This is a genomic window from Frateuria sp., assembly GCF_035943815.1.
Lineage (GTDB): Bacteria > Pseudomonadota > Gammaproteobacteria > Xanthomonadales > Rhodanobacteraceae > Frateuria_A.
This window is the reverse complement of record NZ_DASZBU010000005.1, coordinates 359,831-383,562: the sequence shown is the minus strand read 5'-3', so window position 1 is coordinate 383,562 and position 23,732 is coordinate 359,831. Positions and strand designations below refer to the sequence as shown.

Here is a 23,732-nt window from a genome sequence, read left to right as displayed (position 1 = left end):
CACCTCGCCGTGGGCGATGCCGGCGGCGGCATCGGTCGTGAAATCGAGCCGGCCGCCCGCGAAGTTGCGTTTGACCATCGGCGCCAGGCCCGGCTCGAAGATCGGCACCTCGCCCTGCTTCAGGCGTGAGACCTTGGCCGTATCCACGTCCACGCACAATACGTGGTTGCCCATCTCCGCCAGGCAGGTGCCCGTGACCAGGCCGACGTAGCCGGTGCCGAAGAGCGTGACTTTCAGTGTCATGCGATTTCCCTTTGCTTGGTATGCGTGAGCTTCGGATCAGGCCTTGGCACCGGCGTACTCGTAGTACGCATAGGCGTAGTAGCCCGCGCTGCGCTTCTCGACCGCGTTGAAGATCGCGCCCTTGACCGGCACGCCGTTCTGCTCGAAGCGCTGCTTGGCAAGCGCGATCTCGCGCGCCTGGTTCACGCCGAAACGCACCACCATGAGGCTGGTGCCGACGTGGTGGCCGATCACGGCCGCATCGGTCACCGCCAGCACCGGCGGCGTGTCGATGATGATCAGGTCGAAGCGCGGCTTGAGCTTCTCCAGCAACGCGGTGAAGTGCGCATGCATCAGCAGCTCGGAGGGGTTCGGCGGCACTTTGCCGCGCGCGACGAAGTAGAGGTTGCTCGCCCCCTCCACCGTGCGCACCGCCTCGGACAGGCCGATCTGCCCGGAGATCAGCTCGGACAGGCCCTGTTCGGGCCGGCCGCCGAGCACCGTGTGCAGCGCGCCCTTGCGCATGTCCGCGTCGATCAACAGCACGCGCTGGCCGGCCTGCGCGATCACCGCCGCAAGGTTGGCGCCGACGAAGGTCTTGCCCGCCGACGGACCGGGGCTGGAGATCATCAGCAGGTTGTTCTTGGCCTCCAGGCGGGCGAAGTGCAGGCTGGTACGCAGGCTGCGCAATGCCTCCACCGCCAGGTCGTCGGGCGCACTCTGCGCCAGCAGGCGTTGGGCGTAGGCGCCTCGCCGCACCTTGCCGCCATGCGAGGAGATCTCCCGCTCGGCAGCCGACAGCGGAACGCAGGCATATACCGGCAGGCCGACGTGTTCGATGGCGGCCAGGTCTTCGACGCCGCGGTTGAGCAGCTGGCGGATGAAGATGAAGGCGAGCGCCAGCAGTCCACCGAGCATGGTGCCGCACAGCACAACGATCATCTTGGGCGGCCACACCGGCTTGTTGGTGTTGGTAGCCGCCGCATCGACCACGCGCACGTTGCCGACCGTGCCTGCGCGTGCGATGTCAAGCTGCTGCGCCTGGTTGAGCAGGTTGGTGTAGGTCTCGTTGCTGACCTGCACGTCGCGGGTAAGGCGCAGGAGTTCCTGCTGCGTGTCGGGCAGGTGGCCGACCTGCTTCTCCAGCGCGTTCTTCTTGCCCTGCAGCTGGCCGATCTGCGCGGCGAGCGCCTGATAGGTGGGATGGTTGGAGGTGAACTTGCGCTCGACGTCGGCCATCTGCATGCGCAGGTTTTCGATCTGCGTATCCAGCGCCACGGTCTGGTCCAGCAGGCCCTTGGTCTGCATGCTGATGTCCACCGAGTGCGCGCGCATCTGGAAGGCGTTCAGTGCGGCGGTCGCCTTCTCCAGGTCCATCTTGACCTTGGGCAGCTGTTCGCGGACGAACTTCAGGCTGTTGGCCGCTTCGGCGGAGTTGCGGTCCACGTTCTGCTGTACGTACAGCGTGCTGATCTGGTCCAGCAGCTGGGTGGCCAGCGCCGGGTCGGGATTGTCGTAGGTCAGCGTGATGATGCCCGAGTCCTTGGCCGCCTCGACCGCCTGCACCGCCTTCTGCAGCGAGGCAATGGTGTTCAGGTGCGAATGCCGCGCCACGTCGAACACCATGCCGGGGTTGGCGTGCAGCGACTGCACCTGCATGGTGATGCCGTTGCCGGTGGACGACTGCCCGACGCGGCCCTGCAGCAGCGTGTTGCCATCGTCGTCGGTGAGCGTGTAGGCGCCATGTTGGCCGGCGACCACGTGCAGCTGCTTGTCCAGCAGCGCCGAGGGAACGTCGAGCTGGAAGACGTCCAGCTGCGAGCCGCCCCAGTCATAGCCGTCCATGCCCAGGAAGGGCGGCGCCACGTCGCCAGGCATCTGCGGGTTGTAGTGCCGCGACATGTAGCCGCCGATCACCGGGAACCGCTCCGGTTCCACGGTGATGTCCAGCTTGAGATTGTTCACCGCCTGCCCGATCACCGTGCGCGAAGTGATCAGGGCGATCTCGGTGGTGGCCTGCGAGGTGGAGGCACCCAGCGTCTGGGTGAGGTCGTCCAGGCCCGGGAGGCTGGGAACCTTCTGCTCCACCTGCACGGTGGCGGTGGATTCGTAGATCGGCGTCGCCAACACCGCGTACAGCACGCTGATGGCGAAGAACACCGCCGTGACGCCGGCGATCAACCACTTGTGGTCGAGCAGCGTGCCCAGCAGTGCATGCAGGTCGATGTCGTCATCGCGGCGCGGTGAGGACGGGAAACTCTGTTTGGTCGTCATAGCCCTGTTCCTAGGCTGGAGGGGTTTACAAGTAGCGCAGCCAACTGCCGACGCCACGTTCGATTGAGTCGTGTACTTGCTTGAACACGCGGCGCGAACATCGATAAGGGTCCGGCACGTCGCCGCCGTCGTGCCATTTGTCGAACAGGAACACCTTGCCGCTGGCCTCGGGGGCGAGCCTGACAACCGAGTTCAGTTGGCGGCGTTCCATCGTGAGAATCAGATCCGCATCGCGGAGCATCGACGGCTCGAGCTGCCGCGCCCGGTGCTCGCTCGCATCGATGCCGTCGTCCTTGAGCAGCTCGATGGCGTTCTCGTCCATGGGCCTCCCCACCAGTGCACCAAGTCCGGCGCTGCTGACGCGGATGTCGCGCTCGCCCAGTTCGCGGCGGAACAGGAACTCCGCCACCGGGCTGCGGCACACGTTGCCAAGACAGACCACCAGGATGCTGTTGAACACGAATCACACGCTCCGGAAACCCAAAGGACTGCGGCCCTGCCGCATCCCGCATCGATCCACGCGTCGATGACGCCGAACCGGGCGGGAAAGAAGCCGGAAGTCTAATCTCCTGTTCTGTGAAAAAATCATGTTGGACATTGCCTTCATTTACGTGAAGAAAATGCCGCGGTCGATAGATCTTTTCTTCACGCTGCAGCGCCCCCCCAAATAGCCAACTCGCAGACCCCGCTTTCTCGCTCCATTCACGAACCCTCGCGCTAGAGTCGTCGAGCCCGCTTCGCAACAGTCCACTTTCGGGGGGCCTACATCATGAAGATCCTGAAGCTCGCACTCTCCCTCGCCGGCGTACTCGTCGCCGGCCAGGCGTTGGCACACAAGGTTTCACGCGGCATGGTCGCGCCGTCAGCAGCGACCCATCTGGCGCCTGCGCAGACCGACACCAATCCGGCCGCGCTGCTGGGTGGCATCGCCGGCCGCGGTGTCCCCGGCATCACCGCGATGCCGACGCTGGCGCCTCAGGCGGGGCCGGCCAAAAGCATCGAAACGAGCAACCACATAACCCACCGCCATTAGCCAAATACGGCATGTCACGGGTAGGCGTGGCGTACTCGTTCATTTAAACGTCACGATTATCAACGACGGCCCCTGGAGAAAGGACGCAATATGAAAACGCTACCCGCAGTAGCCACCCTTCTTTTCGCGCTCGTATTGAACGGCTGCGCGATCGTGCCCGGCCAGCGCATGGACGAGGGCGCGCTGCAGCGCGAGGACAGCCACGTAAAGCTGGTGCAGATCACGCCCGAGCTGGTGGAGAACGGCCAGGCGCAGGCTGATGCGATCCCGCAGGAACTGCTCTCCTATCAGCCGGAGGACTACCGCATCGGCTCGGGTGACACGCTCTACATCACCGTGTGGGACCATCCCGAGCTGACCTCTCCGGCCGGCTCACAGCAGCAGACGGTCGCCAACGGTCGCCTGGTGCGCCCTGACGGCACGCTGTTCTATCCGTATGCCGGCACGATCAAGGCAGCCGGGCTGACCATCGAGGAGCTGCGCCAGCTGCTCACCAAGAAGCTCGGCAGCTTCGTGCGCCAGCCGCAGGTGGACGTGAGCGTGGTCGGCTACGGCAGCCACCGCATCACGCTGGAGGGTGCGTTCCTGCACGCCGATGCGCAGGTGATCAACGCCGTGCCACTGACCCTGTCGCAGGCGATCGGCGCCGCCGGCATCGATACGCAACAGGCCGACCTGTCGGGCCTGACCCTGACCCGCGACGGCAAGACCTACAAGCTGGACCTGACCCAGCTCAACCAGGCCGAGGGCAACCAGTCGATCTACCTCAAGCCCGGCGACAAGGTGTTCCTGCCCTACAACGACAACAAGGAGGTCTATGTGATGGGCGAGGTGATGCGCCCGCAGGCGTTCACCTTCAAGACCGCCGACATGACCCTGACCCAGGCGCTGGGCCGCGCCGGCGGCCTCAGCCAGGTGACCGCCTCCGGCAACTCCGTGTACGTGATTCGCGGCTCGCAGAAGCTCAGCCAGACGCCGGCGGAGGTGTTCCATCTCAACGCGCGCTCACCGGCCGCCTTCGCATTGGCGGACAACTTCAAGGTGGAGCCGGGCGACGTGGTGTTCGTCGGGGCTTCGGGCATCACCAAGTGGAACCGCGTGCTGAGCCAGTTGCTGCCGCTGTCGGGCCTGATTTACCAGACCACGCTGTCGGTGGACAAGGTCAACAACCCCTGACGCGAGGTTTGGCTGGCGAGCAGGGAAGCTCGCCGGCAGGGACCAGGACGGCCCGGCCATGCGCCGGGCCGTTTTTTTTGGTACGCAACAACCATCTCAAGCCTGCCCGCGAATGCAGGGGGGAAGTGCCGGCGGGCGGGCGGAGCGCGCTCCTGGCGGGAGCCGATCACCCGCGTGCCCCTCGAGGTCGGCTGGCTGCGATCAATCGCCCGCCAGCCATACCATCCCGCGCGCCACCCGCACGGCCACGGCCCGCAAGGACTGGCCGCGGCAGGGGCCGGCCACGCAACAGCCGTCGCCGGTGCGGAAGCTCGCCCCGTGCACGGCGCAGATCAGCGTGCCACGGCTGATCAGGAATTGGCCCGGCGCCCAGTCCAGCCGGCGGCCGGCATGCGGGCAGACATTGATCCAGGCGCGCGCGTCCTCACCTTCGCGAAGGACGATCAGGTTCTCCGGACCATCGGGCAATACGGCATCCACCGCCGTGGCAGCGCCATCGGGAATGTCGTCGAGGCGGCACAAGGCCCCGGGGGGTATATCCATCGGCACTTGCCTCGCGGGACCGAAAGCCCCATCGTTTGCACGTAAGTCCTTGATTTTACCACACGGATTTTTAACATGCGCCTGTACCAGCTGCCCCTGCACCGTTCCCGCCATCCGTTCGCCCGCGCGCTGTCGCTGGTCGTGGGTGTGGTCCTGCTGGGCGCCATGCTGGTGTTCGGGTTGGTCGTTGCCGGCGTGTTGCTGGTCGGCGGCGGCCTTTGGCTGGCGCTGCGCCAGTGGAACCGCGCACGCGCGGTCGGCCGCGCGGCGTCCATGGCCGGTGCGGCGCGTGCGCCCGTGCTGGAGGGTGACTTCGTGGTGTTGCACGAGGGGCGTCCCGCCGCGCGGTGACGCGCAAGAAGCGGATGGTCCGCCCGCACCACCCTGCCTAGGCTGGCGTCATCCGGAAACAGGAACGCCGCCATGTCCGCCACCGAACCGCTCGAACAGGCCCGCCGACTGCTCGACGAGGCCGAAACCGCTCCCAGCCTGGACGCCCTGGCCAACGCCGTCGCGCTGAGCCCCAGCCACCTGCAGCGGGCCTTCCGCCGCCGCTTCGGCATGAGCCCGGCCGAGTACCACCGCGCACGCCGCTTCGGCCAGTTCAAGGCCGCCCTGCGCGAAGGCGCGGCGGTGACCGACGCGGTGTACGAAGCCGGCTTCGGCTCGGGCAGCCGCGTCTACGAGCACAGCAACCGCCTGCTCGGCATGACCCCGGCCAGCTACCGCGCCGGCGGCGCCGGCGCCAGCATCCGCTACACCACAATCGCCACGCCGCTGGGCCGCCTGCTGGTGGCCACCACCACGCGCGGCATCTGCTCGGTGACGCTGGGCGAGGATGACGATTCGCTCGAACGCCGCCTCGCCGAGGAATTCCCCCAGGCCGCGCGCGAACGCGTCGACGCGGGCCGCGAGGAATGGCTGGATGCGGTGATCGCGCGCATCGCCGTCGAACTGGGCTGGCGCGATGCCGACGCGCCGGCGATGCCACCGCTGGACATCGCCGCCACGGCCTTCCAGTGGCGCGTGTGGAACGCACTGACCCGCATTCCGGCGGGCCAGACGCGAAGCTACCGCGCCCTGGCGGCCGAACTGGGCACTCCGAAGGCGGCGCGTGCGGTCGGCAACGCCTGCGGCAACAACCGGCTCGCGCTGATCGTGCCCTGCCACCGCGTGGTGCGCGAGGACGGCTCACTGGGCGGCTGGCGCTGGGGCGTGGAGCGCAAGCGCGAACTGCTGGCGCGCGAGCGCACCCGCACGCGGCAGCCGCTCCCAGCCAAGCAGCGGGCTGGCTGAAAGTTCCCGCGCCGCTTCCCGAGCCAGGCGGTTCTCCGGCCGATGGAACCGGCGCTGCTTGACGAGCGCTCAAGGCTGCCTTGCAAGGGGCTCGCTACCGTAGCAGCCGCACCCGGGCTATCGTGCGCACTTGGGCCATCCCCAGGGCGCGAGGCTGCACACCGGCCGGTCGCCATCTGCCCGTCTTTCCACATCCCAGGAATCCCGTGCACAAGCCTGCCGACCACCCCGCCGTCTCGCCCTGCCTGCTGGTGGCCGACGCACGAGGCATGCCGGGGTTTCTCGCCGCCTCGTTCGGCGCGCAGGAGCTTTACCGCAAGACACGCGAAGTCGGATCGGTCATGCGCGCCGAGGTGCGCATCGAGGATTCGCTGGTGATGATCGGCGAACGCACCGGCCTCGCCGCATCTCTGTGCGGCTCGACCCACGGCTACGTGCCCGACGCCGATACCTGCTACACCAGCGGACTGGCTGCCGGCGCGGAAAGCGTATCGCCGCCGACCGACCAGCCCTACGGCGACCGCACGGCCGACCTGCGCGACGCCGAGGGCAATCTCTGGTGGATCGGCACCCACCTGGGCGCCTGACCCGTTTTCCCGCCACGTACGCACGCCATGTCCGCCATCGAACAACCCGCCACCGTCCCGCGCACGCTGGACAACCCGCGCCTGCTGATCCCGGTCGCGCTGCTCGCGCTGTACCTGATCTGGGGTTCGACCTACCTCGGCATCCGCTTCGCGCTGGAGAGCTATCCGCCGTTCCTGCTCGCCGGGGTACGCTTCCTGGGCGCGGGCCTGGCGATGTACGCCTTCCTGCGCCTGCGCGGCATCGCTCCGCCGACTCGGCGGCAGTGGCGCAACGCGGCGGTCACTGGCGTGCTGCTGTTGCTGGGCGGCAACGGTCTGGTGTGCTTCGCGGAAGAAACCGTGAGCTCAGGCATTGCCGCGGTGGCGGTGGCGAGCATGCCGCTGTTCGCTGCGGTGTTCTCCGGCATGTACGGACAGTGGCCCAGCCGGCGCGAGGCGGTCGGCTTGCTGGTCGGCTTTGTCGGCGTGGTCGTGCTCAACCTCGGCAGCGGGCTGTCCGGCTCGCGGCTCGGCGCGCTCGCGCTGATCATGGCGGCGATGTGCTGGGCTTTCGGCTCGGCCTGGAGCAAGCGCCAGGACATGCCCGCCGGCCCGATGAACACCGCCGCGCAGATGCTCTGCGCCAGTGTCGCGCTGCTGCTGGTCGGCTTCGGCACCGGCGAACACCTGCCGGCGCACCCCACCCTGCGCGCCACCGCGGCAGTGGTCTACCTGGCCATCTTCGGATCGATCGTCGCCTTCAGCGCCTACCTGTACGTGCTCAAGCACGCCCGCCCCGCGCTGGCGACCAGCTACGCCTACGTCAATCCGCCGGTGGCGGTGCTGTTCGGCGTTTGGCTGGCCGGCGAGCACGTGGGGACGTTCGACCTGGCCGGCATGGCGATCATCCTGCTCGGCGTGGGCGTGATCACCCTGGCCAGGCAGCGCGGCGCGCGCGGCTAGGCAGCGTCGCGGAATCCTGCCGCCCACCGGGCGGCGGATTCGGCCCACCGCGGCGGCGCCAGCGGAAGACGCGGCCGCCACCATGGTCGGCTTGCCGGGTACCGGCCCGCGCGCGACCATGCCCCGGGCTACCGCAAGGGGAACGGACATGCATGCAGCAGGCGAAGGTTGGCTGGCGCGCGCCGCCTTGCGCAGCGCGGCCTGGTCCGAGCGCTGGTTTCCCGATGCCTGGGTGTTCGCCGCGCTCGGCGTGGTGATCGTGGCGCTGGCGGCGCTGGCGTTCGGCGCCCCGCCGGCGGCGGCGGTGAAAGCCTTCGGCGACGGCTTCTGGAGCCTGATCCCGTTCACCATGCAGATGGCCTTCGTGGTGATCGGCGGCTACGTGCTGGCGACCGCTCCGCTGGTGGCGCGCTTGATCGACCTGCTCGCGCGGGTGCCGCGCAGCGGCCGCGGCGCGATCTGCTACGTGGCGCTGGTGAGCATGCTGGCCTCGTTGCTGTCCTGGGGCTTCTCGCTGGTGTTCGGCGGCCTGCTGGTGCGCGCACTGGCGCGCCGCGGCGACCTGCGCATGGATTACCGCGCCGCCGGCGCGGCCGCCTACCTGGGCCTGGGCGCAGTGTGGGCGATGGGCCTTTCGTCATCCGCCGCGCAGCTGCAGGCCAATCCCGCCAGCATGCCGCCGGGGCTGCTGGCGATCACCGGCGTGCTGCCCTTCGGCCAGACCATCTTCCTGTGGCAGTCGATCACGCTGACCGCGGCACTGGTGCTCGCTTCCCTGCTGGTGTGCTGGCTCACCGCTCCCTCGGACGCCCATGCGCTCACCGGGCAGGATTTCGGCGTGGAGACATCCACAGCCACGCCGCCGCTGCCACCGCGCACGCGGCCGGGCGAATGGCTGGAGTACAGCCCGCTGCTGTCGGTGCTGATCGGCCTGCTCGGCCTGGGCTGGCTGGGCTACGAGTTCGCGGGCAAGCCGGCGGTCAGCGCGATCGCCAACCTCAATACGTACAACTTCCTGTTCCTCACCGTCGGCTTGCTGCTGCATTGGCGCCCGCGCAGCTTCCTCGACGCGGTGACGCGCGCGGTGCCGAGCACGGCCGGCGTGCTGATCCAGTTTCCCCTGTACGGCGGCATCGCCGCCCTGCTCACCCATGCGCCGGGCAGCGGCGGCGCCACGCTCGCCCACCGGCTTTCGGCCTTGTTCGTGCATGTCGCCACTACGGACAGCTTCCCGCTGGTGATGGGCGCCTATTCGGCGGTGCTGGGCTTCTTCGTGCCTTCCGGCGGCGGCAAGTGGTTGGTCGAGGCGCCCTACGTGATGCAGGCGGCGAACGACCTGCACGTGCACCTGGGCTGGGCGGTCCAGGTCTACAACGCCGCCGAGGCGCTGCCCAACCTGATCAACCCGTTCTGGATGCTGCCCCTGCTGGGCGTGCTCGGCCTGAAGGCGCGCGACGTGGTCGGCTTCACCTTCATGCAGCTGCTGGTGCACGTGCCGCTGGTACTGGGGCTGCTGTGGGCGCTGGGGCTGACCTTGAACTACCTGCCGCCGGTGATGCCGTAGCCGGCGCAGGAGCCCGCAAGCGGACTCCTGCATCCATGGCCGCGCGCCGTCAGGACTCGCGCAGCGCGGTGGTCACCGGCAGGCGCGCGGCGCGCACGGCGGGGAACAGGCCGCCGATGAAGCCGATGGCGAGCGCCCACTTCAGCCCCGTCCACAACAGGGCCGGCGTCACGCGCAGCTGGAAGTTCAGCGAGCCCACGGTGCCCTGGGTCAGCGTGGAGGCGCTGTAACCGTTGAACAGCGCCCACGCGAGCAGTCCGCCGAGCAGACCACCCAACGCCGCAAGCAGCATGGTCTCCAGCATCACCGCCACCACCACCGGCGGCCCGCGGAAACCGATCGCGCGCAAGGTGGCAATCTCGCGTGCCCGGGATGCGACCGCGGCGAACATGGTGTTGAGCGCCCCGAACACCGCGCCGATGCCCATGATGCCGCCCACGATCATTCCGATGATGCTGATCGCCTTGGTGAAGCCCTCGGACTGCTTGCTGAAGTAGTTCAGCGTGGTGTCGGCGTCCACCTGCAGGCGCGGATCGCCCGCCAGCGCGGCCTTGAATGCGCCGAAGGCCGTGGCGTCGGTCAGGCGCACGAACACCGAGGTGCGCGAGCTGCCACGGCGGTAGGCCGAGGCGATGATGTCGGCGTCGCCCCACAGTTCCGAACCGAGCGCGTTGCCCGAGTCGAAGATGCCTACCACGGTCCAGGTCTGGCTGCCCAGCTTGATCTCGTGCCCGGGCTCGAGTCCTGCGAACTGGCGCTGCGCGCCCTTGCCCGCGACCAGTTCGCGCAGGCCCGGCTTGAACTTGCGGCCGGCGATGATCTTCACCTCCGGACGCAAGGTCCAGGCCTCGTCGCCGACGCCGCGCACCTGCACGCTGCCGTCGTCGCCGCTGCCGTCCTTGAGCGGCAGATTGGCCGCCACCACCAGCTCCGGCGAGGCGATCGGCTTGCCCGCCGCATCGCGGGCGATGCCCGGCGCCTCGGCGATCGCCGTCACGCTGGCATGGTCGAGCACCGAGGAAACCTCGGAGGCCGAACCGCCGCGCATCACCACCGCCGTATCGGCGCTGCCGCTCTTGCTCAGCGTCTCGCGGTAGCCCACGCCCATCGCCAGCAGCGACACCAGCACCGCCACCACACCGGCGATGCCGACCACGATCACCGCCGACGAGCTCAGCCGGTCACGCAGCGTGCTGATGCCTACCGCGGTCACGGAGGCGGCCTGGCGGCCGCGACGAAACAGCGTCATCCACAACGCGAGCAGCACAGCCAGCGCGATGGCGCCGTACCAGGGCAGCCTGACCCACACCGCCAACGATGCGGCGAGCAGCAGCAACAGACCGACGTTCGCCAAAGCTCTCCGCAACCGCGGGCGACGGCGGGCCATCAACCCGAGCAAGAAGCCGAGGGCGATACAGATGGCGAGGACGATCAGGTAGATCACATGACTCTTCATAGTCCTCTCCCTCAGCGCCCGGCCAGCGCGTCGACGATGTTCAGGCGCATGGCGCGCAGCGCGGGCAGCACGCCCACCAGCAGGCCGATGCCCACCATCAGGCCGACGCCGATCGCCCAGCTGGCCGCGCCCACCGGCGGCATGTTGAGCATGCCGCCGCTGCCGGCGCTCATGATCGGACCGAGCAGCGCGGCCAGCCCCAGGCCGATCACGCCGCCCAGCAGCACCAGCAGCACCGATTCGGCCAGCACCAGCCCCAGCACGGCGGCGCTGGAGAAGCCGATCGTCTTGAGCACGGCCAGCTCGGAGGTGCGCTCGCGCACCGCCTGCGCCATGGTGTTGCCGGTCAGCAGCAGCAGGGTGAAGAACACTGCGCCCATGATCGAGATCACGATGAAGCTGATGTTGCCCATCTGTTTCATCCACGAGGCCATCGCGGCCTGTTCGGTCATGGTCTTGGTCTCGTGGTCGGAGTTGGCCGAAAGCGCGTCGATCGCCTTGGCCACGCGATCGGACTGGCTGGCGTCGGCCACCGAGCTGACGTACCAGCCGACCTGGCCGCGGTTGTAGGGATTGGATTCGTCGAAGTACTTCCAGTGCATCAGCACCACGCCCTGCAGGAACTGGTTGTCGTCCGGCTTGGTCGCCCGAATGATGCCGACGATGTCGAAGCTCCAGTTCTTGCTGCCGTCGCGGTTGGGGAAGATGTTCGACTGCAGCGGCAGCTTGTCGCCCACTTTCCAGTGGTATTTCTTGGCCAGCGCGTCGCCAACCAGCACGCCGGTGCGGGTGGCATCGAAGGCCTTGCGCTCGGCCGGCGTGACGCCCACTTCCGGGTACTGGTCGATGTAGTTGGGGCTGACCGCGAAGCTGAAGACCTGGTTGTGCGGGTCCTGGTAGGCGCCACCGAACCAGTTGGCGTAGGCCACGTCCTTGACCCCCGGCACCTGCGCGATGCGCGCCTGCAGCGACTGCGGAAGGGTCTCGATGAAGGAGAGCTTGGAGCCGGTCTGCAGCCGCTTGGCGCCGGCGGCGCTCTTGCCCACGTTGGCGAAGCTGGTGCGCACGCCGTCGAGCATGCCGAACAGCAGGAACGCGGTGAGGATCGACACCAGCGTCAGCAGGGTGCGCGTCTTGCGACGAAACAGCGCGGCCCAGATCAGGTGAAGGTATTTCATGCGAGCCTCCTTAGGCGATCGCCTGCTCGACCAGCGTGCCCTTGTCCAGGTGCAGCGTGTGGTTGGCGTACTCGGCGGCCTTGGGATCGTGGGTGACCATCACGATGGTCTTGCCGTGCTCGCGGTTGAGCGTGCGCAGCAGGCCCAGCACGTCCTCGGCGGACTGGCGGTCGAGGTCGCCGGTCGGCTCGTCGCAGACCAGCAGGGTGGGATCGGAGACGATCGCGCGGGCGATCGCCACGCGCTGTTGCTGGCCGCCGGAGAGCTCGCCGGGCTTGTGCGAGGCGCGATCGGCCAGGCCGACCAGCTGCAGGGCGATCGACGCGCGCTGGCGCCGCTCGCTGGCCGACAGCTTGGTCAGCAGCAGCGGCAGCTCGACGTTGCGCTGCGCCGAGAGCATCGGCATCAGGTTGTAGAACTGGAACACGAAGCCGACGTTGGCCGCCCGCCACTTGGCCAGCGCGCCGGCGCCGAGCTGGTCGATGCGCTGGCCGCCCACGCTGATGCTGCCGGCGCTGGGCGTGTCCAGCCCGCCGATCAGATTGAGCAGGGTGGTCTTGCCCGAGCCGGAAGGGCCCATCAGCGCCAGGAAGTCGCCCGCGGCGATGGCCAGGTCGATGTGGTGCAGCACCTCGACCTTCTGCTTGCCGCGCGCATAGACCTTGGCCAGGTCGCGGATTTCGATCAGGTTGCCCATGGTTCTCTCCAGGTTCGAAACGTGTGGCTCGCTGCCGCAGGAGCGTCCTGCTGCAACCTCGACGATCAGGACGACTTGTTTTCGACTTCCACGGCGGCGCCGTCGCGCAGTGCGGCCGGCGGCGAGACCACCACCGTATCGCCGGGCTGCACGCCGTCGGGCAGCAGGCGCTGCTCGCCCATGGGGCGCGGCTGCACCCGGCGTTCCTGCACGCGCCCGTCCTGCACCACGAACACCACCTCGTGGCCGTCGCGCTGTGCGATGGCCGAGGCGGGCACCAGCACGCCGCGTGGCGCCTGCACGACCGCCGCGGGCTTGGCCTCGAGGAACGAGACGCGCACGCCCATGTCCGGCACGATGCGCGCGTCCTTGGCCTCCAGCGCCACGCGCACCTTGACCGTGGCCTTGCCGCGGTCGGCGGCGGGCACGATCGCGATCACGTGGGCGGGAATGCGCCAGTCGGGGTAGGCATCGAGCACCGCCTCGGCGGCCATGTTGGGCTTGACGCGGCCGATGTAGGCCTCGTTCACGTCGACGTCGACCTCGAGCGAGTCCATGTCGACGATCGTGCCCACGCCGGTACGGGTGAACCCGCCGCCGGCCGAGAGCGGCGAGATGATCTCGCCGACCTGCGCGGACTTGTCGGTGACCACGCCGTCGAACGGCGCGCGCACCACGGTGTAGTCGTAGTTGACCTGGGCGACCTGGGCCTGCGCCTGCGCGGCTTCCGCCTGCTTGCGCTGCGCGGTCACCTGCGCGGCCAGCGCCTCGACCTGGGTATGCGCCTGCTCGGCGACCTGCTTGGCGACCAGACCGCGGTCGACCAGCGCATCCTGCCGCGCCGCATCGTGCTGCGCCTGCGCCAGTTGTGCCTGCAGCTGGCTGACCTGCGCCTGCGCGGCCCGCGCGCTGGCCTGCGCTGCGTCGAGGTTGGCGCGGTAGGCGCTGTCCTCCAGTCGGGCCAGCACCTGGCCCTTGCGGACGTGGTCGCCCTCTTCGATCAGCACCTGGGTGAGCGTCCCGGTGATCTGCGCCGACACCGTTGCCTGCCTCCGCGCGGTGACGTAGCCGGTGGCCTGCAGGATCGCCCCGCTCTCGCCGTTTTTGCCGGCCGCGGTGGCCGTGGCGATGCGCACGGCGACGGCGCGCTGCGTGAGAAGCCACCAGCCACCCGCGCCCAAGGCCAGCGACACCAGCACCACCGCACCGACGATCCAGGGCCAGCGCGCCGGTGCCGCATGCACCGCTTCGCGCTGCCCATGATCGATTTTCAGCTGCCTGAGCAGATCCCTGTTGTCCACGCCCCACCTGCCGTCCGTTTGCACCTGCCAACGATGCGGCAAGCTTGCACTACGCAACAGCGCGGCGCATCAGCCATCGCGAATGACAGATGTCAGCCGGGCGTGGTCAGCCGCAGAGCACGCGGCTGCGGGAGGCGGCCTGGACCGCCCGGGCGAGCGTTGCATGGCCTCATCGATCGCCGCCTTGGAGAGGTCGGGTAGCGCAGCAGGAGAGCAACCGCGATCACGTATTGGCCGTGGGCCGGCTGGAGCTGCAACCCATACCCGAGCGCACGGTCCAACCTGCCTCGTCCGACGAGGGTATGCAGGGCACGTGCACCAGCGTGTTGCCATCGCCACCGAAGCCCCGCACGTCCGTTACGTCCCCAGGTGCCACGCTGGCGTCGACAGCAGCCGTGGCCCGCGTGCGGTGCGCGCTCATGCGCATGCTGCGCTACGCTAGATCGATGCGCTACGTCATCGAAGCCCCCACGCCCGCGAGCCTGCCAGTAACCGGCAGCGATGCCCGTTTCCCGGTCCGCCGCATCTTCTGCATCGGCCGCAACTACGCCGACCACGCGCGCGAGATGGGCGCCACCGTGGACCGCGAGCAGCCGATGTTCTTCTGCAAGCCGGCCGACGCCGTGGTGGGCGATGGCGCGGACGTGCCCTACCCTTCGGCCACCGCCGAGCTGCACCATGAGGTGGAGATGGTGGTAGCGCTCGCCGCTGGCGGGCGCGACATTGCGCCGGAGCAGACCTCGTCGCTGATTTTCGGCTACGGCGTGGGGCTGGACCTCACCCGCCGCGATCTGCAGGCGCAGGCCAAGGCCAAGGGCCATCCCTGGGACGTGGCCAAGGCGTTCGACCATTCCGCACCCGTGTCGGCGCTGTGCCCGGCCGAGCGTGGCCGGCCGGGGCCGCGGACGCGCCTGAGCCTCGTGGTGAACGGGGAGCTGCGCCAGCAATCGGCGCTGGAGGCGATGGTGCACGACGTGCCTTCCATCATCGCGGCGCTCTCGAAGCTTTTCGAACTGAAGCCGGGCGACCTGATCTTCACGGGCACGCCGGCCGGCGTGGCGGCGTTGCAGCGCGGCGACCGCTTCCACGCCGAACTGGAGGGCATCGCCACGCTGGAAGGCCGGATCGTGTAAGCCGCCGGCCGCACCTGGACCATCAACAGCAACCGGAGGATCTGGCATGAGCATGTTGGAGGAATTCAAGAAATTCGCCATGCGCGGCAACGTGGTCGACCTGGCCGTAGGCGTGGTGATCGGCGGCGCGTTCGGCAAGATCGTCAGTTCGCTGGTCGACCAGGTGATCATGCCGCCGATCGGCTGGCTCACCGGCGGCATCGACTTCTCGCAGCTCAAATGGGTGCTCAAACCGGCCGATCCGGCGACCAAGACCGCCGAGGTGGCGATCCAGTACGGCGCCTTCATCAATACGGTGATCACCTTCCTGATCATCGCCTTCGTGATCTTCCTGATGGTCAAGGCGATCAACCGTCTCAGCCGCAGGGAAGAGGCGAAACCTGCCGTCCCGCCGGACGTGGTGCTGCTCACCGAGATCCGCGATCTGCTGAAGGCCAGACAGTAGGCACCGGGAGGGGAACGGGAAAGGAAGGCCGCCCCCGTTCCCCCGGTCTTCATGACTTCTGGCCTACGCCGCCAACGGCCGCGACCCCAATAATCGGGCGTTCATCCCATGTGGAGTCCCCGATGCGCCGTCCTTCCCTCACCCTGCTCGCCGCCAGCCTGATGCTGGCCAGCGGCGTCGCCTGTGCCGCCGACACCATCGTTCCCGCCGCGGCCGTAAAGACGGCCGAACGGCTGCGCGACAAGGCGTTGCACGATGACACCGGCTACCGAATCGTCCAATCGCTGACCACCGAGGTTGGTCCGCGTCTTGCCGGCAGTCCGGCCGACCAGCGCGGCGTTGACTGGGCGATCGCCAAGTTCAAGGCGCTGGGCTTCGACAAGGTCTACACCGAGCCGGTGACCTATCCCAAGTGGGTGCGCCGCAGCGAGCACGGCGCGATCGTATCGCCGTTCCCGCAGGCCATGGTGCTGACCGCGCTGGGGTATTCGCCGGGCACGCCCAAGGGAGGGCTCACCGCGCAGATCGTCAGGTTCGAGAGCCTCGACGCGCTCAAGGCGGCCGACCCGTCCACGGTCAAGGGCAAGATCGTGTTCGTCGACTTCCGCATGCATCGCTACAAGGACGGCCACGACTACGGCACCGGCTCGCCGATCCGCGTGCAGGGCCCGGTAGTGGCGCAGGCCAAGGGTGCGGTCGGTTACCTGCTGCGCACCGTCGGCACCGATCCGCACAGCCGTACGCCGAACACCGGCGTGACCGGCTTCCGCGATCCGTCCAACACGATCCCCGCCGCCGCGGTGTCCAACCCGGACGCCGACCAGCTCGAGCGCGCGCTCGGCTACGGCAAGCCGGTCACGGTCCGGCTCGACCTCGACTGCGGCATCGAGGGGCAATACACCGGCACCAACGTGATCGGCGAGATCACCGGCGCGAAGCATCCCGACCAGGTGGTCGCCATCGGCGGCCACCTCGATTCATGGGATCCCGGCACCGGCGCGATCGACGACGGCGCCGGCGTGGCCATCGCCATGGCTGCCGGCAAGCTGATCCGCGACCTGCCGCAGCGTCCGGACCGCACCATCCGCGTGATCGCCTTCGCCAACGAGGAAATGGGGCTGTGGGGCGGCCGCGCCTACGCGGAGAAGCATGCCGGCGAGGTGGGCAAGTTCCAGCTCGGCACCGAATCCGACTTCGGCGCCGGGAAGGTCTGGCGCATGAGCGCGAGCGTGAAGCCCGAAGCCCGCGGCGCGATCGCGCAGATCGCCAAGGTGCTGGCGCCGGTCGGCGTGGCCTATGACGCCAAGCGGCCCGGTGGCGGTGGCTCGGACCTGTCGCAGATGCACGGCAAGGGCATGGCCGCTTTGTCGCTCACGCAGGACGGCACCGACTACTTCGACTGGCATCACACGGCCGCCGACACGCTGGACAAGATCGACCCGAAGGACATGGCGCAGAACGTGGCGGTGTACGCAGCATTCTCGTACATGGCCGCGCAGGCCGACGGCGACTTCGGCTCGGCACCAGGTGCCTTCGCCAACGACGGTGCGGGCGACTGATGCACGCCCCCGCTTCCCCGGCGCCCGGGGAAGCGGGCTGGAGGTCAGCGCGTGTAGTAGTCGCCGCTGCCAGCCAGCACCTTCGGCACGCAGAAATCCTTGGGCAGCGCGGCGATCGCCACCGGCACCAGTACGCTCTTCAGGATCCCGCCCGCGCCTGCACAGTCGGCGCCCGCGGGCAGGCGGTAGTGGATGATCCGCACGGTGTATTGCGGGCAGACGTCCGCACAGGGGAACTCCGCCACCACCGACATGCCGTGGTTGCGGCCGAGCTCGACCGTCTGGCCCATCATCGCCCGCTTGTCGAACGGTCGAGCCGCATAGATCGCGAGCGCCGCATCGTCGAGCAGGCCGGGCTCGCTTGCGCGGGCCGCGCAACCGGCGCCGGCCAGGGTGAAAAGGGTCGCCAGTGCGGCGAGGGTGACGCGCGACATGGCCCGCTCCGTGAACTGACTTCGCTACCCTAGCGCATGACCTTGGCTGCCGTCGTAGCCGCCGGCGGTGCCATTCATAGCGCGCGCCCAAGGCGACGAGCACGAGGACGGCAATGGCGGGGAGGTTTTTTTTCGGCGACACGCCAACGTCGATTGGGGAGATGCAGGCCGTGGCGTTCGCCTGACGCGATGCGGACCTGCCATAACGCGGCAAGCGGCACCCGATTTACCGGCCATGACGTTTGGACCGAAGGCGGCCACCCTCGGCCCCTGCCATGGGGCATCGCCGTCCCGGCCCGGGCGGTTTCAGTCCTGGCCGGCTTCGCCCTGGTCCAGTGCCTGCAGGTTGTCCTTGATGCGGCCGATCACCGCCAGCGCCTGGGTCAGTTCCTCGGCGCTGATCCCGGCGGTGGCGTCCTTGCGCAGGCCGCGGCCGATCTCCTGCATGTCGTCGATCACCGCACGCGCACGCGGCGTCAGGTGCAATCGCCAGGCGCGACGGTCCTTCGGATCCGGACGGCGTTCGACGAAGCCGGCCGCCTGCAGCCGATCGATCACGCGGCCTACCGCGATCGGTTCCATCTCCAGGTATTCGGCCAGTTCGGTCTGCCGCAGATCCTCCTCGCGGTGGTGCAGCATCTTGATCGCCCGCCATTGCGCGCGGGTCAGGCCGAAGCGCACGGCGCGGCGATCGAAATGCTTGCGGAACAGCAGGGTCACATCGCTGAGCAGGTAACCGAACGGAATGTCTTCAGGTTTCATGTGATCTCCCGTCCCTACGCCCAAGGATAAAGCGCCGCCCGCGCGAAACATACGCCCCATGTCGATCAGCCTGCTCACCGCCGACCTCACCCATCTTGCCGTCGACGCCATCGTCAACGCCGCCAACCGCAGCCTGCTCGGCGGCGGCGGGGTCGATGGCGCGATCCATCGCGCCGCCGGCCCGCAGCTGCTCGAGGCCTGCCGCGCGCTGCCGGAAGTCGCACCCGGCGTGCGCTGCCCCACCGGTGAGGCGCGCATCACGCCCGGCTTCGACCTGGCCTCCGCCCACGTCATCCACACGGTGGGGCCGGTGTGGCAGGGCGGCGACCACGACGAACCGCAACTGCTGGCCGCCTGCTACCGCCGCTCGCTGCGGTTGGCGCGCGCGCACGGGCTGCGCTCGATCGCGTTCCCGGCAATCAGTTGCGGCGCCTACGGCTATCCGCCGGAGCTGGCGGCCGAGGTCGCCCGCACCAGCCTGCGCAACACGCTCTCCGAGGCGATGCCGGCACTGGAGGTACGTCTGTGCTTCCTCAACGAGGCCATGACCGCACTGTGGCAGCGCGTCTTCAACGCAGCTTGAACGGGTAGAGCGGCGGCAGCGGCGGTTGCTCGCCAGGCGGGCCGTCGCGCCACTGGAAGCCCCGGGCGAAGGCCGCCGCCAGGTCGGGCGACGCCGCGTTCCCGTCGGTGGCGAAGCGACGCCGCTGCAGATGATCGATGGCCTCTCGCTGGCTCGCCGAGGCGAGCGCGTCGGCCAGCGCGCCGAGGTTCGCCAGGCCCGGCCGTTCCGCGCGCGCCCATGCGAGCAGTGCATGCGACTGCGCGGCCGTGTCGTCGCCGCGCGCAGCCGCGAGGAAGGCCGCGCGCAAGCCGCGGTGGGTGGGGGCATGCGCCGCCCGATCGACACGGGGACGGCGGCGCCACGCCCACCACACGGCGAGCGCACCGGCTACCAGCACCAGCGCCGCCGCCACGAGTACGGCCCCCCGCCAGGGCAGTGGATGCGCGCCCGATGCCGGCGATGGCGACGAGGCCGGCGTCTTCGAGGGCACGGGTGCCGAAGCAGCCGGCGCCGGGGCGGCCGGCGCGGATCCGCCTGCCGCGGCAGGCAGCACCGTCAGCACGTGCGCAGGAATGCGCGCTTCTTCTGCCTGGCCGGTCTCAACGTTCCACCACTTCAGCGTGACGGCAGGGAGGGTGAGCGTGCCCGTGCGGCCGGGCACCACCGCGAAGGTCTGCTGGCGGCGGCCGATCAGCCAGTGGCCGTCGTTGCGCGTGCCGGTCACCGGCTTGTCGGGATAGACCGTGGCGCCGTCCAGATCCGGCAGACTCAGCGCCGGCAAGGCCTCGTACGGCAGGCCGGTGGCTTGCAGCGTCATCACCAGGTCAAGCGGCTGGCCGACACGTACCTTGCCGTCCGCCGGTAACCCGTCCAGGGTAAGGCTCAGCCCGCGCGCCGGCAGCCAGGCGCTGCTGCCCCAATGCGGCGGCGGCGCGTCCACCTGGATCGTCACCGGCGGCGAGGCCGCGCTGGTGGGCGTGCCCATGGCGAAGAAGCTGTCGGGATCGGCCGGGTCGATCAGCTCGCCCTGGAAAGTCACCGCCGGCAACTGTATGGTTCCCGCCTGCTGGGGGATCAGCGCATAGCGCCGCTCGATCACGTGGTAGGCGCGGCCGCCGCGCACCACGTCGTAATCCAGGTCGTCGCCCAGCCGCCGCGCATCGATGCCGGGCAACTGCGGTTCGCTCAGCGAACCGTTGCTCAGCGTGCCGGCCAGGTACAGGCGCACCGTGAACAGCAACTGCTGCCCCACGCGTACGTGGCCCTGGTCGACGTTGGCCTCCAGGAAGACCGGCTTGCCGCTGTTCGCCGCGGTGGAGGGGTCGGGCGCGGTGACGGTGAGCGTGAGCGGCTGTGTGCGCGCTCCGGCGAAGTCCAGCGACGGGATCGACAACTGCCCGACGTGGCGGGGCCGCAGCGCGATGCCCACGGTGAACTGGGCGCTGCGCTGGCCATTGACGATGCTCACGCTGGTGTTGCTCGAGCTCCCCAGCACCTCGAAGTCGGCCGCCAGCGCGGACAGGTCCGGCGCCTGCGCCATGCCACCGCCCTCGACCCGCAGGTTGAGCGTGACGGTTTCACCCAGCTGCACCTGGGTTCGATCCAGCGAGGCCTGCACGCTTGCGGCATGCGCCAGCACCGGCAACAGCAGGAACAGCAGCAGTACGGCGCAGCGCCTCACGGCAGGTCGTCCTCGGTGGTGGCGGCACCATGGCGCTGGCGGTACTCCAGCTCGAACTTGCGCCGCAGCAGCGCGCCCGGATCGTCCGGTACGCGCTGCAGCGCCTGGCGCAGCTCGGCGGGCAGGCGCGCCTGCGGATCGTCCTGGTCCAGCGCGCCCAGCTGATGCTCGCTGCCCTGCTTCCTGGCCGCCGCGCCCAGCGCCTGGTCCATCTGCTGCTTGAGCGCCTGGCCGGCGCGTGCGGTGCGCGCCTGTTGCTCGGCCTGCTGCTGCTGCGTCAACGGACGGCTGGCCGCGGGCTCCTGCGCGCGCGAGCCATCGCGTCCGGCGCGATCTTCGCCACCCTGCGCATTCGGCGGCTGCCGGCCCTGCCCCTGCTTGCCCTGGCTGTCCTGCCGGCCATCCTGCTGCTCGCCCTGGCGATTACCCTGGCTGTCCTTCTTGGACTGCTCCTCGCCCTGTCCTTGTTGGGATTTCTTCGAGGACTGGCCGCCGCCCTGGTTCCGCGCGTCGGAGGACGCATCCTGCTTCGGCGGCTGGCGACGCAGCCAGCCTTCCACCGCCTGGCGGTTGGCCTTGGCGTCCGCATCAGCCGGGTCACGCGCGAGCGCGCGGTCGTAGGCGGCGAGCGCGTCCTGATAGCGGCCGGCCTTGGCCAGCGCGTTGCCGAGGTTGTATTGCGCATCGGCGGTGTCGAGCGGCTGCAAGGCCTCGATCGCCGCGTCGTAGTCGCCAGCGCGATAGGCGGCGGCGCCGCGCAGGGCCGGATCGCGCGCCAGCGTGCGGGCCTGTTTCGCGTGGCCTTCGCGCAGTGCTTGCGCGGCCTGCTGGTCGCGGCGTTGCCACAGGTCCTGCCAGGTGCCGGCGTGTGCCCGGCCCGGCAGTGCCGGCAACAGCACCAGCGCCAGCAGCACCAGCCAGCCGCGACGGAAGGCGAGCGCCAGCAGCGGCAGCAGCGGCAGCAGCAGCCAGGGGCCGCGATCCTCCCATTGCGCGCCGGCCAGGCCGCTGGCGATGTCAGCCTCGCCGGTGCGCAGTTGTCCGGCCAGGGTCTGGACGTCGGCGCGATCCTCGCGCATCGGCACGTACTGGCCGCCGCCGGCCGCGGCGAGCGCCGCGAGTGCGGCGTCGTCGCGTCCGGCCATCGCCAGTTCGCCACGGTCGCCGCGCAGGAAGCCGCCATCGGTAAGCGGCACCGGCGCCCCCTGCGGGGTGCCGATGCCGAGCACCGAGACGCGCACACCGTCCGCGCGCGCCTGGCGCGCCGCCTGCTGCGCCTGCGCGCCGGCCCGATCGGTGATGAGCACCAGCGAGCCGCCGCCCACCTTGGCATCGCGGATCAGCGCCGCGCCGCGCGCTATCGCTGCGGCGGCGTTGTCGCCCTCTACCGGCATGGTGTCGGGCGCGAGGGCATCGAGCAGGTCGTTGAGGCTGCCGGCGTCGGAGGTGAGCGGCGCTACCACGAAGGCCTCGCCCGCGTAGGCGACCAGCGCATTGAGCCCGCCGTGGTTGGCGGCAAACAGGTCGCGCGCCTTGTAGCGCGCCCGGTCGAGCCGGCTCGGCGCGACATCGCGCGCGAGCATGCGCTGGGACAACGAGATGGCCACCACCTGCGCCGCGCGGTCGGCGTACAGCGGTAGCGGCACGCGGCTCCAGGCCGGGCCGGCCAGCGCCAGCACGGCCAGCATCCAGCCGATGCCGAGCAACCACGACGGCGCCCCGCGCCGCTGCGGCCGGCCCTGCAGCAGGTGCGGCAGCAGGTCCGCGTCGACCAGCCGTTCCAGCTGCGCCTGCGCGCCCTGCGCGCGAGCCGCCAGCCAGGCGATCGCGGGCAACGCGAGCAGCAGCCACAGCCAGTCGGCGCGCAGGAAATGGAACTGGTGCAGCGCCTCGCTCATGCCATCTGCTCCCGCGCACTGCGGACCTGGGCCAGCAGGAGGCCCGCCAGCAGCAGCATCGCCAGGCCCAGCGGCCAGCGAAACAGCTCGTGCCGCGGGCGCAGCGCCGGGCCGTGCTGCGGCATCGGCTCCAACGCATCGATCGCCTGGTAGGCCTGGGCCAGCTCGCGCGTGTCGGTAGCGCGGAAGTAGCGTCCGCCGGTGCCGTCGGCGATCTTCGTCAGCATGGCCTCGTCCAGGTCGGCCGATGGATTGACCATGCGCATGCCGAAGAAGTCCGGCACGCGCATCTGCGTTGCGCCGATGCCAATGGTGTAGATGCGCACGCCGGCGGCCTTGGCTGCGGCGGCGGCCTGCTCCGGCGCGATGCTGCCTGCATTGTTGACGCCGTCGGTCAGCAGCACCAGCACGCGCGCCTGCTGCGGCAGGCCGGCCAGGCGCTTGACCGCCACCGCGATCGCATCGCCGATCGCCGTTTCGGTGCCGGCCAGGCCTACCGCAGCGCCCTTGAGCTGCGCGCGCACGGCGTCAAGATCGTAGGTCAACGGCGTGACCAGGAAGGCGCGGCTGCCGAACAGCACCAAGCCCAGTTCGTCGCCGGCACGGCGTGCGATGAAGTCGCTGGCGATCGCCTCGACCGCCTCGAAGCGGCTGACGCTCTGCCCGGCCAGTTGCATGTCGTCGGTGCGCATGCTGCCGGAGAGGTCCACGGCCAGCAGCATCGCGCGGCCGCTGCGCTGCTGCGCCTCCGGCGGCCCCACCCATTGCGGCCGCGCCGCCGCGGCGAGCAAACACAGCCAGGCCAGCGCCAGCCACCAGCCACGGGCGCCGCGGACGGGCCGCCGCTCGACCGCGGCCAGCGCCACGCCCGGGTGCGGCAGGTGCAGGGCCTGGCCCGGGGGCAGCGGGCGCAGCCAGCGGCGAAGCAGCCAGGGCAGCGGCAACAGTACGACCACCCAAGGCCAGGCGAACTCGGGCCAGGACAG

At 69.6% G+C, this 23,732-nt stretch carries 24 protein-coding genes and 1 pseudogene; 11 read left to right on the top strand and 14 right to left on the bottom strand.

Features of this window, described 5'->3' with window-relative positions:
* From VGU65_RS03380 to VGU65_RS03370, 3 genes and pseudogenes are all read right to left on the bottom strand, one after another.
* A pseudogene (locus tag VGU65_RS03380) lies at positions 1 to 237 on the bottom strand (UDP-glucose 6-dehydrogenase); the annotation flags it as partial.
* 42 nt (positions 238 to 279) lie between these two features.
* On the bottom strand, positions 280 to 2,496 hold the full coding sequence (locus VGU65_RS03375; RefSeq protein ID WP_327472858.1) for a polysaccharide biosynthesis tyrosine autokinase: 2,217 nt from the start codon (positions 2,494 to 2,496) through the stop codon (positions 280 to 282).
* A gap of 25 nt (positions 2,497 to 2,521) precedes the next feature.
* Positions 2,522 to 2,956: a low molecular weight protein-tyrosine-phosphatase gene (locus VGU65_RS03370; RefSeq protein WP_327472856.1), complete on the bottom strand. Its 435-nt coding sequence runs from the start codon at positions 2,954 to 2,956 to the stop codon at positions 2,522 to 2,524.
* Between the two features lie 309 nt (positions 2,957 to 3,265).
* Here VGU65_RS03370 and VGU65_RS03365 point away from each other — a divergent pair, with 309 nt between their 5' ends.
* Positions 3,266 to 3,529 (top strand): hypothetical protein, encoded by a 264-nt coding sequence (locus VGU65_RS03365; RefSeq protein ID WP_327472855.1) that lies wholly within the window; start codon positions 3,266 to 3,268, stop codon positions 3,527 to 3,529.
* A 90-nt stretch (positions 3,530 to 3,619) separates the two neighbouring features.
* Positions 3,620 to 4,705 (top strand): polysaccharide biosynthesis/export family protein, encoded by a 1,086-nt coding sequence (locus VGU65_RS03360; protein WP_327472853.1) that lies wholly within the window; start codon positions 3,620 to 3,622, stop codon positions 4,703 to 4,705.
* A 201-nt stretch (positions 4,706 to 4,906) separates the two neighbouring features.
* Here VGU65_RS03360 and VGU65_RS03355 read toward each other — a convergent pair whose 3' ends face one another.
* Positions 4,907 to 5,248, bottom strand: coding sequence for a Rieske (2Fe-2S) protein (locus tag VGU65_RS03355; protein ID WP_327472851.1), 342 nt, complete (start codon positions 5,246 to 5,248; stop codon positions 4,907 to 4,909).
* 75 nt (positions 5,249 to 5,323) lie between these two features.
* Between VGU65_RS03355 and VGU65_RS03350 the strand changes: the two genes are divergently transcribed.
* From VGU65_RS03350 to VGU65_RS03330, 5 genes are all read left to right on the top strand, one after another.
* Positions 5,324 to 5,599, top strand: coding sequence for a hypothetical protein (locus VGU65_RS03350; RefSeq protein WP_327472850.1), 276 nt, complete (start codon positions 5,324 to 5,326; stop codon positions 5,597 to 5,599).
* 72 nt (positions 5,600 to 5,671) lie between these two features.
* Positions 5,672 to 6,544: a methylated-DNA--[protein]-cysteine S-methyltransferase gene (locus tag VGU65_RS03345; protein WP_327472849.1), complete on the top strand. Its 873-nt coding sequence runs from the start codon at positions 5,672 to 5,674 to the stop codon at positions 6,542 to 6,544.
* 206 nt (positions 6,545 to 6,750) lie between these two features.
* Positions 6,751 to 7,131: a VOC family protein gene (locus VGU65_RS03340; RefSeq protein ID WP_327472848.1), complete on the top strand. Its 381-nt coding sequence runs from the start codon at positions 6,751 to 6,753 to the stop codon at positions 7,129 to 7,131.
* A gap of 27 nt (positions 7,132 to 7,158) precedes the next feature.
* On the top strand, positions 7,159 to 8,073 hold the full coding sequence (gene yedA, locus VGU65_RS03335; protein WP_327472846.1) for a drug/metabolite exporter YedA: 915 nt from the start codon (positions 7,159 to 7,161) through the stop codon (positions 8,071 to 8,073).
* Between the two features lie 148 nt (positions 8,074 to 8,221).
* Positions 8,222 to 9,637: a short-chain fatty acid transporter gene (locus VGU65_RS03330; protein ID WP_327472844.1), complete on the top strand. Its 1,416-nt coding sequence runs from the start codon at positions 8,222 to 8,224 to the stop codon at positions 9,635 to 9,637.
* 49 nt (positions 9,638 to 9,686) lie between these two features.
* Here VGU65_RS03330 and VGU65_RS03325 read toward each other — a convergent pair whose 3' ends face one another.
* The 5 genes from VGU65_RS03325 to VGU65_RS03305 form a co-directional block, all read right to left on the bottom strand.
* Complete coding sequence (locus VGU65_RS03325) at positions 9,687 to 11,024, bottom strand: ABC transporter permease (RefSeq protein WP_327472878.1); 1,338 nt, start codon at positions 11,022 to 11,024, stop codon at positions 9,687 to 9,689.
* Positions 11,025 to 11,104: 80 nt separating this feature from the next.
* Positions 11,105 to 12,271, bottom strand: a complete 1,167-nt coding sequence (locus tag VGU65_RS03320) for an ABC transporter permease (protein WP_327472842.1) — start codon at positions 12,269 to 12,271, stop codon at positions 11,105 to 11,107.
* Positions 12,272 to 12,281: 10 nt separating this feature from the next.
* Entirely contained in the window at positions 12,282 to 12,968 is a 687-nt protein-coding gene (locus VGU65_RS03315; RefSeq protein WP_327472840.1) for an ABC transporter ATP-binding protein, read from the bottom strand.
* A gap of 65 nt (positions 12,969 to 13,033) precedes the next feature.
* Positions 13,034 to 14,269, bottom strand: coding sequence for an efflux RND transporter periplasmic adaptor subunit (locus VGU65_RS03310; protein WP_327472839.1), 1,236 nt, complete (start codon positions 14,267 to 14,269; stop codon positions 13,034 to 13,036).
* A 223-nt stretch (positions 14,270 to 14,492) separates the two neighbouring features.
* Positions 14,493 to 14,690, bottom strand: coding sequence for a hypothetical protein (locus VGU65_RS03305; RefSeq protein ID WP_327472838.1), 198 nt, complete (start codon positions 14,688 to 14,690; stop codon positions 14,493 to 14,495).
* 25 nt (positions 14,691 to 14,715) lie between these two features.
* Here VGU65_RS03305 and VGU65_RS03300 point away from each other — a divergent pair, with 25 nt between their 5' ends.
* The 3 genes from VGU65_RS03300 to VGU65_RS03290 all read left to right on the top strand — a co-directional run bounded on the left by VGU65_RS03300 (position 14,716) and on the right by VGU65_RS03290 (position 17,406).
* Positions 14,716 to 15,402: a fumarylacetoacetate hydrolase family protein gene (locus VGU65_RS03300; protein ID WP_327472876.1), complete on the top strand. Its 687-nt coding sequence runs from the start codon at positions 14,716 to 14,718 to the stop codon at positions 15,400 to 15,402.
* 46 nt (positions 15,403 to 15,448) lie between these two features.
* On the top strand, positions 15,449 to 15,847 hold the full coding sequence (mscL, locus tag VGU65_RS03295; protein ID WP_327472837.1) for a large-conductance mechanosensitive channel protein MscL: 399 nt from the start codon (positions 15,449 to 15,451) through the stop codon (positions 15,845 to 15,847).
* A gap of 122 nt (positions 15,848 to 15,969) precedes the next feature.
* Positions 15,970 to 17,406 carry a M20/M25/M40 family metallo-hydrolase gene (locus tag VGU65_RS03290; RefSeq protein WP_327472835.1) on the top strand — a complete coding sequence of 479 codons (1,437 nt, stop codon included), beginning with the start codon at positions 15,970 to 15,972 and terminating at the stop codon, positions 17,404 to 17,406.
* Positions 17,407 to 17,450: 44 nt separating this feature from the next.
* On the opposite strand, the gene VGU65_RS03285 is transcribed toward VGU65_RS03290, so the two are convergent.
* Complete coding sequence (locus tag VGU65_RS03285; protein WP_327472834.1) at positions 17,451 to 17,840, bottom strand: hypothetical protein; 390 nt, start codon at positions 17,838 to 17,840, stop codon at positions 17,451 to 17,453.
* A gap of 306 nt (positions 17,841 to 18,146) precedes the next feature.
* Positions 18,147 to 18,602, bottom strand: coding sequence for a MarR family winged helix-turn-helix transcriptional regulator (locus tag VGU65_RS03280; protein WP_327472833.1), 456 nt, complete (start codon positions 18,600 to 18,602; stop codon positions 18,147 to 18,149).
* 58 nt (positions 18,603 to 18,660) lie between these two features.
* Between VGU65_RS03280 and VGU65_RS03275 the strand changes: the two genes are divergently transcribed.
* Positions 18,661 to 19,185, top strand: coding sequence for an O-acetyl-ADP-ribose deacetylase (locus VGU65_RS03275; protein ID WP_327472832.1), 525 nt, complete (start codon positions 18,661 to 18,663; stop codon positions 19,183 to 19,185).
* On the opposite strand, the gene VGU65_RS03270 is transcribed toward VGU65_RS03275, so the two are convergent.
* From VGU65_RS03270 to VGU65_RS03260, 3 genes are read right to left on the bottom strand one after another with little or no spacing between them, the layout of a single operon-like run.
* On the bottom strand, positions 19,172 to 20,848 hold the full coding sequence (locus VGU65_RS03270; RefSeq protein WP_327472830.1) for a BatD family protein: 1,677 nt from the start codon (positions 20,846 to 20,848) through the stop codon (positions 19,172 to 19,174). The genes VGU65_RS03275 and VGU65_RS03270 overlap by 14 nt on opposite strands.
* Positions 20,845 to 22,746: a VWA domain-containing protein gene (locus VGU65_RS03265; RefSeq protein ID WP_327472828.1), complete on the bottom strand. Its 1,902-nt coding sequence runs from the start codon at positions 22,744 to 22,746 to the stop codon at positions 20,845 to 20,847. The genes VGU65_RS03270 and VGU65_RS03265 overlap by 4 nt, the downstream gene beginning before the upstream one ends.
* Complete coding sequence (locus VGU65_RS03260) at positions 22,743 to 23,732, bottom strand: VWA domain-containing protein (protein WP_414655787.1); 990 nt, start codon at positions 23,730 to 23,732, stop codon at positions 22,743 to 22,745. Before VGU65_RS03260 ends, VGU65_RS03265 begins: the two co-directional genes overlap by 4 nt.